This window comes from Halopseudomonas sp. T1L2 (assembly GCF_055397385.1).
Genome location: NZ_AP040865.1, coordinates 3,385,147 through 3,398,613, shown reverse-complemented (window position 1 = coordinate 3,398,613; position 13,467 = coordinate 3,385,147). Strand labels below are relative to the sequence as shown.

9 protein-coding genes are annotated in these 13,467 nt (G+C 64.1%); 2 read left to right on the top strand and 7 right to left on the bottom strand.

From position 1 onward, the window contains the following. Positions 1–3: 3 nt before the first annotated feature. Positions 4–3,288: an acetyl-CoA carboxylase family protein gene (locus ACZ5WQ_RS16090; RefSeq protein WP_464382671.1), complete on the top strand. Its 3,285-nt coding sequence runs from the start codon at positions 4–6 to the stop codon at positions 3,286–3,288. On the opposite strand, the gene cydC is transcribed toward ACZ5WQ_RS16090, so the two are convergent. From cydC to ACZ5WQ_RS16055, 7 genes are all read right to left on the bottom strand, one after another. Beyond that, positions 3,289–4,923, bottom strand: a complete 1,635-nt coding sequence (gene cydC, locus ACZ5WQ_RS16085; protein ID WP_269688129.1) for a thiol reductant ABC exporter subunit CydC — start codon at positions 4,921–4,923, stop codon at positions 3,289–3,291. Then, entirely contained in the window at positions 4,916–6,646 is a 1,731-nt protein-coding gene (cydD, locus tag ACZ5WQ_RS16080) for a thiol reductant ABC exporter subunit CydD (protein ID WP_464382670.1), read from the bottom strand. Before cydD ends, cydC begins: the two co-directional genes overlap by 8 nt. Next, positions 6,618–6,731, bottom strand: coding sequence for a cytochrome bd-I oxidase subunit CydX (gene cydX / locus ACZ5WQ_RS16075; RefSeq protein ID WP_083728321.1), 114 nt, complete (start codon positions 6,729–6,731; stop codon positions 6,618–6,620). The genes cydD and cydX overlap by 29 nt, the downstream gene beginning before the upstream one ends. Before the next feature lie 15 nt (positions 6,732–6,746). Beyond that, a complete protein-coding gene (gene cydB / locus ACZ5WQ_RS16070) occupies positions 6,747–7,886 on the bottom strand; it encodes a cytochrome d ubiquinol oxidase subunit II (RefSeq protein ID WP_172409678.1) in 1,140 nt (379 codons plus the stop codon). Then, positions 7,886–9,442 carry a cytochrome ubiquinol oxidase subunit I gene (locus ACZ5WQ_RS16065; RefSeq protein ID WP_228247641.1) on the bottom strand — a complete coding sequence of 519 codons (1,557 nt, stop codon included), beginning with the start codon at positions 9,440–9,442 and terminating at the stop codon, positions 7,886–7,888. Before ACZ5WQ_RS16065 ends, cydB begins: the two co-directional genes overlap by 1 nt. A 180-nt stretch (positions 9,443–9,622) precedes the next feature. Next, the gene (locus ACZ5WQ_RS16060; RefSeq protein WP_228247644.1) at positions 9,623–10,330 is read right to left on the bottom strand and encodes an LrgB family protein; all 708 of its coding nucleotides are present in this window, start codon (positions 10,328–10,330) and stop codon (positions 9,623–9,625) included. A gap of 11 nt (positions 10,331–10,341) precedes the next feature. Beyond that, entirely contained in the window at positions 10,342–10,701 is a 360-nt protein-coding gene (locus ACZ5WQ_RS16055; RefSeq protein ID WP_464382669.1) for a CidA/LrgA family protein, read from the bottom strand. 186 nt (positions 10,702–10,887) lie between these two features. Between ACZ5WQ_RS16055 and ACZ5WQ_RS16050 the strand changes: the two genes are divergently transcribed. Continuing rightward, the gene (locus ACZ5WQ_RS16050) at positions 10,888–13,413 is read left to right on the top strand and encodes a bifunctional diguanylate cyclase/phosphodiesterase (RefSeq protein ID WP_285677526.1); all 2,526 of its coding nucleotides are present in this window, start codon (positions 10,888–10,890) and stop codon (positions 13,411–13,413) included. Positions 13,414–13,467 lie beyond the last annotated feature (54 nt).

The window sequence follows — 13,467 nt, the reverse complement described above, 5'->3', positions numbered from 1 at the left end:
CTCATGGCATTCAACCGCATTCTCATCGCCAACCGTGGCGAAATCGCCATTCGTCTGGCCCGCGCCATCGCCGACTGTGACGCCACCAGCGTTGCCGTCTACGCCGAAGATGACGCCCAGTCGCTGCACGTACGCAGCGCCGATCAGGCCATCGCCCTGCAGGGCCAGGGTGTTGCCGCCTATCTGGACGCCGCCCAGCTGATTCGCATCGCCACGGAGCAAGACTGCGATGCGATCCACCCCGGTTACGGTTTCCTCAGCGAAAACGCCGACTTCGCCCGCGCCTGCCAGCAGGCCGGCATCACCTTTATCGGCCCCGCGCCTGAGGTGCTCGACACCTTTGGCGACAAGGCCAGTGCGCGCCGACTGGCGCAGCAGCAGGGTGTGCCCCTGACCCAGGGCACCAACGAGCCGACCACGCTGGAGCAGGCCCGCGACTTTATGCAGTCGCTCGGCGACGGCGCCGCGGTAATGCTGAAAGCCTTGGCTGGCGGCGGCGGGCGCGGCATGCGCGCGGTATACGACCTTGCCGAGCTGGACGACGCCTTCGCCCGCTGCAGTTCGGAGGCCACCGCCGCCTTTGGCCGTGGCGATCTGTATGTCGAACGGCTGATTCGCCGCGCCCGTCATATCGAGGTGCAGATCATTGGCGACGGCACTGAGGTTGCCCACGTCTGGGAGCGCGACTGCACACTGCAACGCCGTAACCAGAAGCTGCTGGAAGTGGCTCCGGCGCCGAGTCTTGATCCGGCTGTGCGCGAGCAACTGCACGCCGCCGCCTGCACCCTGACCCGCGCGGTCGGCTACCGCGGCCTGTGCACCGTCGAGTTTCTGCTCGACGAGGAGCGTGGCGACTTCGTGTTTATGGAAGCCAACCCGCGCATTCAGGTCGAACACACGGTAACCGAAGCGGTGACCGGTCTGGATCTGGCGGTGACTCAGATCCAGCTTGCCGCCGGCAAGACGCTGGCCGAGCTGGGCCTGACCCAGGCCAACATCCCCGCCGCCCGCGGCTTTGCCGTGCAGCTGCGCATCAATCTGGAAAGCATGGCCGCCGACGGCAGCACCCGACCGGCCGGTGGCACGCTCAGCGCCTATCAGCCGCCCAGTGGCCCGGGCATCCGCATCGATGGCTACGGCTACGCCGGTTACACCACCAGCCCACGCTACGACTCGCTGCTGGCCAAGCTGATCGTGCACGCGGGCGGTGACTATCCGAACACCCTGCGCCGCGCCTACCGCGCGCTGTGCGAATTCCGTCTGGAAGGGGCCGCCAGCAACCTGCACCTGCTGCAGAACCTGCTGCAGCACCCGCAGGTACAGAACAACGACGTATCAACCGCCTTTATCGAAGCAGAAGCTGCCAGCCTGACTGCCGCCCACCCCAGCGCCCACCCGCACCGTTTCTTCCAAGGCAGCGCAAGTAGCGCCGCCACCAGCAGCGCGCAGACCGACGCTCCGGCCGGCACCGAGCCGCTGAATGCGCCGGTACAGGGCGTGCTGGTCAGTCTGGATGTACAGGTTGGCGACAGCGTCGCCGTCGGCCAGCAGGTCGCGATCATGGAAGCCATGAAAATGGAGTTCGTGGTCAAGGCGACCCAGAGCGGCATCGTCCGCGCGCTGGCCGCCAACGCCGGTGACAGCCTGTTCGAAGGCAGCGCCCTGCTCTATCTGGAGCCTGCCGAGGTGGCGGGCAACGCCCAGCAGGATGAAGAGTCCGTCGCCATCGACCATATCCGCGCCGACCTGCAGGAAGTGCTGGAGCGCCGCGCCGAGCTGACCGACGAGCGCCGCCCGGACGCCGTCGCCAAGCGCCGTAAGACCGGTCAGCGTACCGCCCGCGAGAACCTCGCCGACCTGCTCGACGACGGCAGCTTTATCGAATACGGCGGCTTTGCCCTCGCCGCCCAGCGCACTCGCCGCACCCACGAAGAGCTGCTGAAGATGAGCCCGGCGGACGGCCTGATCAACGGCATCGGCACCATCAATGCCGACAAGTTCGGCGAACACGCCGCCCGCTGCATGGCGCTGTCCTATGACTACACGGTGTTCGCCGGCACCCAGGGTGTCACCAACCACAAGAAGACCGACCGCATGCTGGAGCTGGCCGAGCAGTGGAAGCTGCCGCTGGTGTTCTTCACCGAAGGCGGCGGCGGCCGCCCGGGCGATATCGACAAGGTCGGCGTGGCCGGACTGGACTGCACCACCTTCATGCGCATGGCGCGGCTGTCCGGCATGGTACCCACCGTCGGTATCGTCTCCGGCCGCTGCTTCGCCGGTAACGCCGCGCTGCTGGGCTGCTGCGACGTAATCATCGCCACCGAGAACGCCACCATCGGCATGGCCGGGCCGGCGATGATCGAAGGCGGCGGTCTGGGCCGCTTTACCCCGGAGCAGGTTGGCCCGACCAGTATGCAGAGTCCGAACGGGGTAATCGACGTGCGGGTGCGCGATGAGGCTGAAGCCACCGCAGTGGCCAAACAGTACCTGTCCTACTTCCAGGGTGATCTGACGGACTGGGAAGCGGCGGACCAGCGCGAGCTGCGTCACCTGATCCCGGAAAACCGCCTGCGCGCGTACGACATCCGCAAGGTCATCGAAACCCTGGCCGATCGCGATTCGGTGCTGGAGCTGCGCCGCGAGTTTGCGCCGGGGCTGATCACCGCGCTGATTCGCATCGAGGGCCGCGCCTTCGGCCTGATCGCCAATAACCCGATGCATCTGGGCGGCGCCATTGATGCCGTCTCCGGTGACAAGGCAGCGCGCTTCATGCAGCTGTGTCAGGCCCACGGTCTGCCCATGATTTCGCTATGCGACACCCCCGGCTTTATGGTCGGCCCGGATGCCGAACAGCAGGGCACCGTGCGCCACGTCTCGCGCATGTTCGTCACCGCCGCCAGCCTGAGCATCCCGTTCTTCACCGTGGTGCTGCGCAAGGGCTACGGCCTGGGCGCGCAGGCAATGGCGGCGGGCAGCTTCCACGCACCGATGTTCACCATCGGCTGGCCAAGCAGCGAGTTCGGGGCGATGGGCCTGGAAGGCGCGGTGCGCCTGGGCTACTCGAAGGAACTGGCCGCCATCGAGGACGAGGGCGAACGTCAGGCGACCTTCGAGAAGCTGGTCGCCGAGCTGTACCAGCGCGGCAAGGGCATCAGCATGGCCAGCTTCCTCGAGATCGACGCCGTAATCGACCCGCTGGAAACCCGTGACTGGCTGATGCGTGGCCTGCACTCGGCCCCGGACGAGGCGCTGAAGAAGGGCACCCGTCCGTTCGTCGACACCTGGTAATCAGCCAATACGCAGGTGGCGAGCCTCCGGAACCGCCACCTGCTGATGGCTGACTATTACGATAATGCCCTGCTCGCGCCGACGCAGCAGGGACGCCAGCACCCGCTCGCGGGTATCAAAATCCAGCCCGGCAAAGGGCTCATCCAGCAGCAGCAGGGGGCGTTTGGTCAGCAGCAGACGGGCCAGGGCAATACGCCGCGCCTGCCCACCGGAGACTTTGGCACCGAACTCGCCCAGCGTGGTGTTCAGGCCATGCTTGCGCCCGCGCACCCAGTCAGCCAGCGCGACATCGTCCAGCACCTGCCAGAGCGCCTCGTCACTGGCCTCCGGATCGGCCAGACGCAGGTTCTGCGCCAGTGTCATATCGAAGATATCCAGCTGCTGCGGCAGGTAGCCGATCAGCTCACGCAGATTCCAATGCTCAAAGCCCTGACCGTTGATCAGCCGTTCCCCCGTGAACGCCAGCGGCTCGCCCGCCAGCACCTGCAGCAGGGTGCTCTTGCCACCGCCGGACGGCCCTTCGATCAGCAGCACGTCGCCCTGTTGCAGGGCGATGGACACATTTTCCGGGCCGTTCAGCGCGCCGGGCATTCTGGCGCTGAGGCCAGACAGCACCAGGCTAAGTGGCTGCTCAGGCGGCGCGGTTGCGGTGCCGGCAAGGTCGGTCTCGGCGGCGGTCAGCTGATTCAACCGATCCCGCGCCGCCTGGCTGAAGCCCAGCGAAATAAAGCTCGCTGCCAGCGGCAGCAGGGCTTCGGCCAGCCCCATTACCGACAGCAAGGCGGCCAGCAGCCAGGGCACCGACAACGCCCCCTGCTGCAACAGCGCATGCCCCTGCCAGAGCACCGCAAGCAACGCCAGCGCCAGGCCCAGTTGCTGCCCCAGCGCCGTCAAACTGACCAATTTCTGCTGTCGCAGGCGCTGCTGCAGCCAGGCATCATCCTGCTGCAGAAATGCCGCCTGCTGATCGTCCCAGCGCTGCCACAGCAGCAGCGAGGTCAACAGTTGCAAGCGGTCGAGCAAAAATTCGCGGCGTTGTTCGGCCAGTTCGGCATCACGGCGGGCCAGGCGCGCAGCCAGGCGGCCACCGAGCATTGGCACCACCAGCCAGGCCAACAGCAGGCCCGGCAGCGCGGCAACCGCCAGCGAGCTGTCGAGCAGCGCCAGCCAGCCAAGCACCAGCAGTGTGAGCATGGAGGCCCAGAACCAGGGCGCGACAAAGCGCAGCGGGAAGAAGTCGAGCAGATCGATATCGGCTACCAGCCGGTGCATGGCAATCGCCGAGCGCGCCGCCGGAGTGAGCCGGCGCTGCCCGGCAACGCGGGCAAACAGGCGCGTACGCAAATCCTTGAGCAGGGCCAGTGCAGCGTTGTGCGAAGCCAGCCGTTCGGCGTAGCGGCCGGCAGTACGAACGATGGCGAAGAAGCGGATGATCGCCGCCGGACGAAAGTAGTCGAAACCGTAGGCCGCGACCGTCGCCAGCCCGGCCAGCGCCGCCGCGCTGATAAACCAGCCGGAGGTGGCCAGCAGGCCGATTGCCGACCACAGCGTCACCGCGCCGAGAAACAGCGCCAGACTCCACTGCCCGAGGCGGCTGCGCAGCAGGGTCCGCAGACGAATGGGTTGCTCAGACATCGGCAGCCTCCAGGCGTTGCTCAGACTGGCCGAGCGTCACCACCCGATCAGCCCAGTCCAGTCCCTGCAGATCGTGGCTGACCAGCAGCAGTGTGCGCCCCTGGCTCAGGCGCTCCAGTAGCGCATGGATCAACTCGGCGGTGTCCGCATCCAGGTGGGCCGTCGGCTCATCCAGCAGCCAGACCGGGGTATCGCGCAGCAGCAGCCGCGCCAGCGCCAGCCGGCTCAGCTGCCCGCCCGACAGCCCCAGCCCGCGCTCCCCCAGCTCGGTCTCCAGACCCTTGGGCAGTTGGCAAATCAGCGGCCAGAGCGCGACCTGCTCCAGCACTGCGATCAGCTCGGCGTCAGTGGCCGCGGGCGCGGCAAGGCGCAGATTATCGGCGATGCTGCCGTGCAGAATCGGTACCTGCTGGGCCAGATAACCAACGTGCCGCAGCCAGTCCGGTCGCGACAGATCCAGCAGCGAGCGACCATTGATCAGCAACTCACCCTGCCAGAGCACAAAGCCCAGCAGCGCTTCGAGCAGGCTGGACTTGCCGCTGCCGCTGGCGCCCTGCAGCACCACCCGCTCGGCCGGCTGCACACGCAGATCGAGCGGCGCCAGGCGACCCTCAATTGCCAACTGATAGCACTCGATACGCGGCGCGGCGCTGAGCGTCACCGGCTCACGCCCCGGGTGCGCCCACACCTGCTGATTGAGCAGTGGCAGCAGCTCGGTCATCGCCCCTTCGGCTTCCGCCTTGGCGTGATAATCCGCGCCGAGCTGACGCAGCGGCGCATAGAACTCCGGCGCCAGCAGCAGAATGAACAGCGCGCCCAGATAGGGAACCGGAATTTCGCCCTTGGCCCAGGGCAAAATACCGAGCAGCCCCAGCCCCAGGTAGAGCGCCACCAGCGCGATCGCCAGCGAGGAAAAGAGCTCCAGGACAGCACCGGAGAGAAAGGCCATACGCAGCACCCGCATGGTGCCGGCGCGGTAGTGTTCGGCGGCGGTTTCCACTTCCGCTTCGGCGGCGGGCAACGCGCCCAGATGGCGCAGCGTCCAGCTACCGCGCAGCAGGTCACTGAAGCGCCCGCTCATCCGCGCCAGCGCAACGAACTGGCGCTGACTGGCGGAGGCCGCGGCCTTGCCCAGCAAGATCATGAACACGGGCACCAGCGGCGCAGTCAGCAGCAACAGCACCGCTGCCAGCGGACTGAACACCGCGGTGCAAACGATCAGCAACACGGGGACCAGCAACACCAGTTGACGCTGCACCCGGTAGCGGCTGATATAGCCGTCCAGCGCCTCGACCTGCTCCAGCAAACGGCTGCCGAGTTCCGCGTCAGCGCCCAGTTGCGCCCGGGCAGGCCCCAGCGCGGCAAGTCGTTGCAGCAGTGTGCGGCGCAACTCGCCGCGGGCGCGCAGACTGGCCAATTGGCTGGTCTGCTCGCGGCCGTACTGCAATAACGGCCGCAGGACAAGACAGAGCGCCAGCCAGGGCAGCAGACTGCTCAGCAGCTGCGTCTGCGTCTCACCCAGCCCGCCCTGCTGCCAGGCCACCAGCCAGCCGGAAAACAGCTGCGCCAGCAACCAGCACTGCCAGACAAAAAGCCCCGCCGCCGCCAACGCGAACAGCAGGGCCAGATTGAGCAGGGAAGCCTGCGGTGCCAGCAGCCGGGTCAGCCAGCCGCTGGCGGTACGCGAATCAATCTCAGTCGACTTGATCTTCTTCACCGACATAGCCATTGAGTTCCAGCCACATGGCATTGACGATGCCAAAAGCACAGGCCAGCAGTACGCCGAGAATCCAGGTGAAATACCACATAGTCTTCTCCTTCCGTTAATACATGCTGTGAGTGTTGTCGCGGATGTGCTGCTCGTTCAAACGGCCGCGCATCACGAAGTAGCCCCAGGCGGTGTAGCCGAGAATCAGCGGCACAAACACACAGGCCACACAGAACATGATGAACAGCGTGGTTTCACTGGCGGTGGCATCCCACATGGTCAGACTGTGGTTGGGCATGCTCGAGGACGGCATCACGAAGGGGAACATGCTGATGCCGGTAGTGATCAGCACCATCGCCATCGCCAGCCCGGAGCTGACAAACGCCATCGCATGCGCCCGCGCCTTGCTGAACAGTGCGCAGAGCACGAAGCAGATCACCCCGAGCGCCGGAACAGCCCACAGCAGCGGCGCCTTGCCGTAGTTGATAAACCAGGCACCGGACATGATCTCGACGGTCTTCTCGACGGTCCGGTTGCCACCGTTGGTGTCGATCACGCTGGTGACGATATAGCCATCAATGCCAACCCACAGCCAGACCCCGGCCATGACGAATACCACCGCACAGACCAGCGCCAGCAGCGAAGAGATCGCCTCGGCACGCGCCTTGATCTGCCCCTCGGTCTTGAGCTGCAGATAGGTCGCACCGTGGTTGACGATCATCAGCAGACTCAGCACCCCGGCGAGCAGCGCAAAGGGGTTGAGCAGCGCCCAGAAGCTGCCGGTGTACTCCAGCCGCAGCAGGTCGTCGAAATGGAATGGCACGCCCTGCAGCAGGTTACCAAAGGCCACACCGAAGATCAGTGCAGGGATCGCCGAACCGGCGGTCAGCGCCCAATCCCAACGGCTGCGCCACAGCTCATTATCGATCTTCGAGCGGTATTCAAATGCCAGCGGGCGCAGGAACAACGCAAACAGGGTCAGCATCATGGCGATATAGAAGCCGCTGAAGGAGGCGGCATAGACCGTTGGCCAGGCCGCAAACAGCGCGCCACCAGCGGTCACCAGCCAGACCTGGTTGCCATCCCAGTGCGGCGCGATCGAGTTGATCATCACCCGGCGTTCATCGTTGCTCTTGCCAATGATCTTCAGCAGCGAGGCAACCCCCATGTCAAACCCGTCGGTGACCACAAAGCCAATCAGCAGCACTCCGATCAGCACCCACCAGATAAACCGTAACGCTTCGTAATCCATGATCAGGCCTCCTGTGCTTCGGCAGTTTCCAGGTCATAGCGACCGGTGTGCAGGCTCGACGGCCCCTTGCGCGCGTATTTGGTCATCAGCCAGATCTCGATGATCACGAAAATGCTGTAGAGCACGGCGATCGAAATCAGGGTAAACAGCACATCGCCCGGGCTCAGCTGCGAGACAGCCAGGTGGGTCGGCAGGATTTCACCGATCGCCCAGGGCTGACGGCCGTACTCGGCGACGAACCAGCCCATTTCACTGGCGATCCACGGCAGCGGCAGGCTGAACACGGCAAACTTGAGCAGCCATTTGGGCTTGTCGACGGTGCGGCGTGCGCTATGCCAGAAGGCGCAAGCGAACAGCAGCAGCATCAGGAAGCCGCAGGCAACCATGACCCGGAAACTCCAGAACAGCGGCCAGACCTTCGGCACGGTCGCCTCGACCGCGTTGGCGATTTCTTCCGGCGTCGCGTTCAGCACATCATCGGTGTAGCCACTGAGCAGCAAACCAAAGCCCAGATCAACACGCACTTCGTTGAAGCGATCGACCGTGGCAGAGGACTTGTCTCCCGCGCGGATACGCTGCATCAGGTCATAGGCTTCCTGCCCGCGGATAATGCGCTGCAGGTTCTCTTCCTTGATCTGCTGCAGGCCCTTGACCTCTTCGCTGACCGAGCGGGTCGCAATCAGGCCGAGTACCGCCGGAATCTTCAGCGCGTAATCGGTGCGTTGCGTTTCCTCGTTGGGGATGCCGAACAGGGTAAAGGACGCCGGCGGCACCTGAGTTTCCCACTCGGCTTCCACCGCTGCCAGCTTGACCTGCTGCACCTCACCGACTTCGTAACCGGACTCGTCACCCAGCACGATGACCGACAGCGCGCTGGCCAGGCCAAAGGCCGAGGCAATGGCGAAGCTGCGGCGGGCGAAGGCCAGATCGCGGCCCTTGAGCAGATAGTAGCTGGAGATCGCCAGCACGAAGATCGAACCGGTTACATAGCCGGCCGAGACAGTGTGAACGAACTTGACCTGGGCCACCGGGTTGAGCAGCACCTCGGCAAAATTGGTCAGCTCCATGCGCATGGTTTCGATGTTGAACTCCGAGCCCACCGGGTGCTGCATCCAGCCGTTGGCAACCAGAATCCACAGCGCCGACAGGTTGGTGCCCAGCGCCATCAGCCAGGTCACCGCCAAATGCTTGACCTTGCTCATGCGCTCCCAGCCGAAGAAGAACAGACCGAACAGGGTCGACTCAAGGAAGAACGCCATCAGCGCTTCGATCGCCAGCGGCGCACCGAAGATATCGCCGACGTAATGAGAGTAATAGGACCAGTTGGTGCCGAACTGGAATTCCATTGCCAGGCCGGTGGTAACCCCCAGGGCGAAGTTGATACCGAACAGCTTGCCCCAGAACTGGGTCATGTCACGGTAGATGGTCTTGCCGGTCATTACATAGACCGACTCCATGATCGCCAGCAAAAAAGCCATACCCAGCGTCAGAGGGACAAACAGGAAGTGAATCATCGCCGTCAAGGCGAACTGCATTCGGGAGAGCTCTACAATATCCATCTGCGTACTCCGCTCGGAGAAGTCATCGTCAGGTCAATTCTGCACCGCAGGCAGGCCCGGTTTTCCGAGCCTGCCGACACAGTGTGCCGCAATCATCGCTCCAGCGGCGATTGGGCGAATTGACGCACAGCAAACAGAACGCAGATTAGTCCAGAATGCAGCCGCCGGCTGGCGACTTGCCTACCACATCATCCAGATGGATACCGCCAGCGGCAGCAACAGGGCCGTTGCCGTGCCCATCAGACTCATTGCCAGGGCAGCGAAGGCACCGGCCTCCTCGCCTTCCTCCAGCGCCCGAGAGGTGCCAACCGCGTGGGCGGTGAGACCCATCGCCATGCCCCAGGCTGCAGGATGATCGACTCCGCACCAGCGCAGCAGCATCGGGCCGAAAATCGCGCCCAGTACCCCGGTAAACATCACGAATACCGCTGCCAGCGCGGCAACACCGCCGATCTGTTCAGCTACCAGCATGGCGATCGGCGAGGTCACCGACTTGGGTGCCAGCGTCATCATGATCATGTCCTCGGCGCCCAGCGCCCAGGCCAGCACGATGGCCAGAACGGTCGCAAAGGTCCCACCCACCAGCAGGCAGGTAAGCACCGGCACCAGGTAGCTGCGAATACGCTTGAGGTTCATGTACAACGGCACGGCGAGCGCCACGGTTGCCGGCCCCAGCAGCACCAGCAACGGCTGCACCGCGTCACGGTAATGCGGGTAATCCTCACCGGCCAGCCAGATCGCCAGCACCAGCACCGGGGTCGAGACCAGTACCGGGTGAAACAGCGCCAGCCGGGTGCGCTGATAGAGCGCGAGGCCGAATTGATAAGCGGCCAGTGTCACTCCAACCCAGAACAGAGGATGGCCAAGAATCGCCTGCCAGGCCTGCATCAGCGTCCCGGTCACAGGCCGGCCCTCCGATCCTGTCGCTCGATCATCTTCTGCATCAGCCAGCCGCAGAACGGCAGGCTCAGCGCCAGCGACGCCCCCAGGGTCAGCAGAATCGCGGTAGCGTCCGCCAGGATTTCTGAGCCGTAGGCCATGATACCCACCGCCGGCGGCACCAGAATCAGCGGCAGATAGGTCAGCAGCCCGCTGGCCGCCAGGCTGATCGACTCGCTCACGCCGCCACGCAGGCTCAGATAGACCACCATCAGCAGCATGCCGATGATGGGGCCAGGGAGAAATGGCAACAGCAGGACATTGAGCCCGGTACCCAGCAACTGGAAGAACACCAGCCAGGTCATTCCACGTAAGAGCATTGATTTGAATCCAGCAGGACAGACACCCCGAAAGGGTAAACACTCCGCTGCGCAGTGCCTAGTACCGTGCGGCCTAAAACGCCCTTTTCGGGCAAATACCGACATGGATCAATGGATAATCGACAAGTGCCTGATAAAGTGCGTCACTTATCTCCCAACCCCCGGATCAGTTGTCGTACCGAGGCCATGCCGATACCCCTGCGCCACCTGTGGCTGTTTTCCAGCCGTCACGCCAGCCACCGCCAGGGCCTTCGTCGCTCGGCGCTGCTGCTGGGCACCCTGTGCCTGGCAATGCTGCTGTTCGCTGTTGTGCCGCTCCCGGGCCTACTCGGCCAGGCAGGCTACCTGCCGCTGCACATGCTGCTGGAGACGCTGGCGATCGTGGTTGCCGCAATGGTGTTCGCCATCAGCTGGGCCAGTTACCGGCGACTGCGGGCCGATACCCTGCTGAGCCTGGCTTGCGGCTTTGCCGGCGTGGCGATTCTCGATTTCAGCCACATGCTGTCATTCCAGGGCATGCCCGATTTCATTACTCCGGCGGACCCGGAAAAGGCGATCTCCTTCTGGCTGGCCGCCCGGGGCATGGCCGCCGGCACCCTGCTGTGGGTTGCACTGCGCCCATGGAAAGCCTCCGGCCGACCCTTTGAACGCTGGGCCATACTCGGCCTCAGCCTGTTCGCGGTTGCCGTGGTTCACATTACCGTTTTCGGCTATCAGGAACTGCTGCCTCGTACCTTTATCGAGGGTGTGGGACTGACCCGGTTCAAGGTGGGTTGCGAGTACCTGCTGATTGCCGTTCACCTGCTCACCGCCGTGTGTTTCTGGCGCAGCATGCGCCGCCCACAACCATTCAACATTGCCGCGCTGTTCTGCGCATCGCTGCTGATGGCCCTGGGCGAGCTGTGCTTCACCCTCTACGCCAGCGTTACCGACCAGTTCAACCTGCTCGGGCACCTGATCAAGGTGATTGCCTACTGGCAGCTGTATCAGGGCATCTTCGTTGAGGCGGTCGAACAGCCCTACGATCAGTTGGCCCGCTCCCGCGCCCAGCTGCAGGCCACCTTCGACGCCATTCCGGACATGCTGTTCGAGCTGGATGAACAGGAGCGCGTAGTCAACTGCCACTCTTCGGCCGACGCTCGGTTGCAGGTAGACCCGGCCAGAGTTATCGGCAAATCGGTTGCAGACCTGCTGTCTGACGACACGCTGGAACATTGTCGGCAGACGATGGCCAGCGCCAGCGCGCAGGGCTACGCCCAGAGCCAGCCCTTCCTGTTCGAGCAGGGCAACCTGTCAATCTGGCTGCAGTTGTCGGTATCGGCGCGGCGCATCGGTCGCCGCCTGACAGGGCATATCCTGCTGGTGCGTGACGTCAGCCAGCTGAAGCAACAAGAAGAGCGAATTCTCCATCTGGCCCATTTCGATACACTGACCGGCCTGCCCAATCGCACCCTGTTCCGCCAGCGAGTGACGCTGTCACTGGGTCTTGCCAGGCGCCATCAGCAGTCGGTGGCGTTGCTGCTGATCGACCTTGACCACTTCAAACATATCAACGATACCCTTGGACACAACGCTGGCGATCAGTTGCTGTGTGCCGTCGCCGAACGGCTGCGTCCGCATCTGCGCAGCGAGGATACCCTGTCGCGCCAGGGCGGCGACGAGTTCATCATTGCGCTACCCGACATCGACGCCGATGGTGCGATGCACATGGCCACCCGATTGCTTGAAAGCCTGACGCAACCGCTGCATTTCGACCATCACGTCACTACCACCAGCGCCTCTATCGGCATTGCCCTGTACCCGAACGACAGCGACGATCTGGACTGTCTTATCCAGCACGCCGATGCCGCCATGTACCTGGCCAAGCAGCGCGGTCGCAACAACGTGCAGTTCTACACGGCCGATCTGCAGACGCGCATGTCCCGCCTGATGGAGCTGGAGAATGCCCTGCGTACCGCAATCGATCGACACGAGCTGGCACTGCATTATCAGCCGCAGTGGGCACTGGTAGGCCAACGGCTGACCGGTTTTGAGGTGCTGCTGCGCTGGCAACATCCGGTACTGGGGCAGGTCTCTCCGGCCGAATTCATACCGGTCGCCGAAAGCAGCGGTCAGATCGGCCAGATTGGCGAATGGGTACTGCAGCAGGGCGTGGCTCAACTGGCGCGCTGGCGCGCGCAGGGCTTCACCTCGATTACCCTGGCAATCAATCTGTCGGCCGCGCAGTTCCGCCGCACCGATCTGGCCACCCAGGTGGCTGACCTGCTGCACCACCATCAGGTTCCGCCCGAACGTCTGGAGCTGGAGCTGACCGAAGGAACAGCCATGGAAGACCCGATGCAGGCGCGCCAGCAGTTGACCAGCCTGCATCGTCTGGGCGTCAGGCTGGCAATCGACGACTTTGGTACCGGCTTCTCCTCGCTGGCCCAACTGCGCCACTTCCCGGTCGATACGCTGAAGATCGATCGCAGCTTCGTGCAGGACGTCGATGTCGACCAGGGCAGCGCCGACATGGTACGCAGCATCATCCAGATGGCCCACAACCTGGGCATCAGCACCCTGGCCGAAGGGGTAGAAACAGCCCGACAGCTGTCACTGCTGGAGCGTCTTGAGTGCGAGGCCATCCAGGGCTACCTGTGGGGCCGCCCCTTGACCTGTACCGACGCGCAAAAACTGCTGATCAACCAGAGCCAGGCCGTCCTGACACCCTGACAGACGGCGCGGCAAAATGTAGCAACATGCCCATGAACCGCTGCTTCCGGACGC

Excerpts from the sequence above, each read along its gene's own strand:
- ACZ5WQ_RS16090 (WP_464382671.1), top strand. The coding sequence starts at position 4 with ATGGCATTCAACCGCATTCTCATCGCCAACCGTGGCGAAATCGCCATT.
- cydC (WP_269688129.1), bottom strand. The coding sequence starts at position 4,923 with ATGTCTGAGCAACCCATTCGTCTGCGGACCCTGCTGCGCAGCCGCCTC.
- cydD (WP_464382670.1), bottom strand. The coding sequence starts at position 6,646 with ATGTCGGTGAAGAAGATCAAGTCGACTGAGATTGATTCGCGTACCGCC.
- cydX (WP_083728321.1), bottom strand. The coding sequence starts at position 6,731 with ATGTGGTATTTCACCTGGATTCTCGGCGTACTGCTGGCCTGTGCTTTT.
- ACZ5WQ_RS16065 (WP_228247641.1), bottom strand. The coding sequence starts at position 9,442 with ATGGATATTGTAGAGCTCTCCCGAATGCAGTTCGCCTTGACGGCGATG.
- ACZ5WQ_RS16060 (WP_228247644.1), bottom strand. The coding sequence starts at position 10,330 with ATGCAGGCCTGGCAGGCGATTCTTGGCCATCCTCTGTTCTGGGTTGGA.
- ACZ5WQ_RS16055 (WP_464382669.1), bottom strand. The coding sequence starts at position 10,701 with ATGCTCTTACGTGGAATGACCTGGCTGGTGTTCTTCCAGTTGCTGGGT.
- ACZ5WQ_RS16050 (WP_285677526.1), top strand. The coding sequence starts at position 10,888 with ATGCCGATACCCCTGCGCCACCTGTGGCTGTTTTCCAGCCGTCACGCC.